This is a genomic window from Thermogutta sp. (assembly GCF_039793925.1).
In the GTDB taxonomy this organism is placed as follows: Bacteria; Planctomycetota; Planctomycetia; order Pirellulales; family Thermoguttaceae; genus Thermogutta.
In genome coordinates this window covers 1-2,256 of the sequence record NZ_JBAMME010000349.1, presented here as the reverse complement: position 1 = coordinate 2,256, position 2,256 = coordinate 1, and the positions used below count along the sequence as shown (strand labels likewise).

The 2,256-nt window shown below is 60.2% G+C and carries 2 protein-coding genes; one reads left to right on the top strand and one right to left on the bottom strand.

From position 1 onward, the window contains the following. A partial coding sequence (locus ABJK56_RS19205) for a hypothetical protein (RefSeq protein WP_347246303.1) occupies positions 1-377 on the bottom strand: 377 nt, incomplete at its 3' end. A 50-nt stretch (positions 378-427) separates the two neighbouring features. On the opposite strand from ABJK56_RS19205, the gene ABJK56_RS19200 reads away from it, so the two are divergent. Next, positions 428-2,131, top strand: coding sequence for a hypothetical protein (locus tag ABJK56_RS19200; RefSeq protein WP_347246302.1), 1,704 nt, complete (start codon positions 428-430; stop codon positions 2,129-2,131). Positions 2,132-2,256 lie beyond the last annotated feature (125 nt).

Genomic DNA, 2,256 nt, shown 5'->3' with positions numbered 1-2,256 from the left:
TTTTCGCTGCCCTGGGCCTTTCTGCCCCCCAGCCCAACTTGCCGAGCTCGGAGTACATCGTGGAGTTCTACGCTGATCCGTACTTCACGGAGCACATAGGCGACTTTATTCGCCTTTGTAATGGGGCGACGGCGCGGAACGGGTTCCAAGAAGGTTTCGCCAAGCTTGAGGAAAAAAACAACTGTACCTCCGGAAGCTTCGAGGGTGCTACGTGCTGGGTTGCGGACGACTTTGGAACCGGAACATGTGTTGATTTCGACGGCGATGGGAAAATCGAACCAGAAAACGGCGAGTACTGCAGCGGACCCTACCATCAGGTGCCATGCCCCTGCAGCCGTTACCCGCAGCAGCAGGAATGCATCCAATGCCCCTGCCATTGGTATGATCCTGGTTGCCCATGGTGGTGCTGGCGATGAGGAGTTCCGCTATGCTGGTCAGGGCCTTTCGCGGCATCCAAATCCCTTTGCTTTCGGCCGTTTGTGCAGCTTGGGGTGGGACGGGCGACCGCCCGCCCGCCCGTTTTCACGAGCGGGTGGGGGTTTTGGCCGTTTCGGTCGTGGTTCGGAGCGAGACCGGGGATTTGCACCCCGAAGACCTGGACGCCCTGGTTGATGGCCAACCCGTACACATCCTTTCGGTGGAAAAGCTGCTCCACCATTCGAACACCGTTTCTGCAACCGAAGACGCCGTTTCTGCAACCGAAAACGCCGTTCACGCTACGGGGCGAGCCCAGGAAGACCCGGCGCAAGCTCGTCCCAAGTCTGAGGTAGCGGTGGTGATTACCTCGCATGGTTGCAGCCGCTTCTGCCTCACGGCAGCGACTCGATTCCTGGAGCGGGAGGCGGAAAGTCTCACAGCCCTCGGGCCGGTGCGGTTTGTCGTTGCCCGGCAAAGCGGCCCGGAGCTTTTGGGACGGGACATCACCCAACCCCAAGCTCTCCGGGAGCTGGTACGCACAAAAGTATCAACTCTGGCGACGCGAAATGACCTCGTAGCCGAGCGCCGCTGGCTTACCGACCAGGTTTACCAAGTCCGAGGCCCTATGTTACGGAGGCGGTTGCCCGCTCCTTCCAGTGAGGTGTTTCGTTTGGTCGAAGCCGGCCTTTACGACCGAGAGGTGCTGAGCCACATCAGAATGGCGGCCTTCTTCGGGCGGCGGGCTGCCGTAACCTTTTTGGTGCTGATTTCCGACGGCTTCGATTTTGACGCTTACGGAATTTGGGATGCGTTTGCCCGAAAAACGGAAGCTGAAGACCTTTTTCCTTGGGAACAGCGAGCACTGAAAAGTCTGGGCGAGCAGTTCACAGCTGAGAAGAAAGAGCGAGATTCCGCGCTACAGTTTGCTCGCGAGTTGGCAGCGGATGGGATCGTTGCTCTGCCCTATTTTCCCGGGATTTCAGGGGTCTTTTACCCACCGTGGGCGGCAAGTCAAAGTGGGGTATCTGTATTCCGGGAGTTTATGGGTCCCGGCTACCGGCAGGGAAGGACCGCCTCCGGTACCGTCATGGATCCCTCCTCGGGGTTGCAGCTTCTGGCCCGCGAAACGGGTGGCGCCCTGATTCCCACCAAAGGAAGCCTGGCCACCGTTGATCGAAGCCTTGCCTCCTTTTACGTGCTCACGTACCAAGTTTCTGGCCTCATGGATGGGGAACTTCACCGCTTGGAAGTGCGGTGTCGCAACGGGGCCGCGCTGTGGGCGCCAAACTTCGTGCGCCATGGCCGCGACGATGCCATGGCGGAGGCTGCGGTTCGTGCGCTTCTGCGAGGCGAGGGAGGGGATTTCTCCTTTCCCGTAGAAGTGCAGCTTGAAGACATTCGAGCAGAAGCCAACGAGATGCTTCGGGGTACGTTGCACATTGGCGTCGATGTAAGTCCTGTCCGCTCGCTTTTGGCAGCCTTGGGGGGAGCATCGTTTCAGCTTGTTCTGGGTGTGGATACAGGCCGCGGGGATGTGTTTCTGCACCGCGCGAGCTTCGAAGTGCAACCCGAAACCGAGGGAGGCAGCTTCTGGGTTTTCCAAGCGCCCATCCGCTGGCCCCGGGGCGCTAAGAGGCTGGCTGTGGCGATTCAGGAACGCAACACCGCGACTTTGGGCGCCGCCGATTTGGAGCTTTCTCCTCTGGCGCCGTAACCGCCGCCGCGGGAGCCATGCCCTTCGTGTCCCGTGCGGAGGGCAAACGTCGCCTTAGGAGAGCAGGAGTACCCATTCTGGCCGAGCTGCGGCGCGGCACGGTTCTTGCTTTGACGAGTGGACAT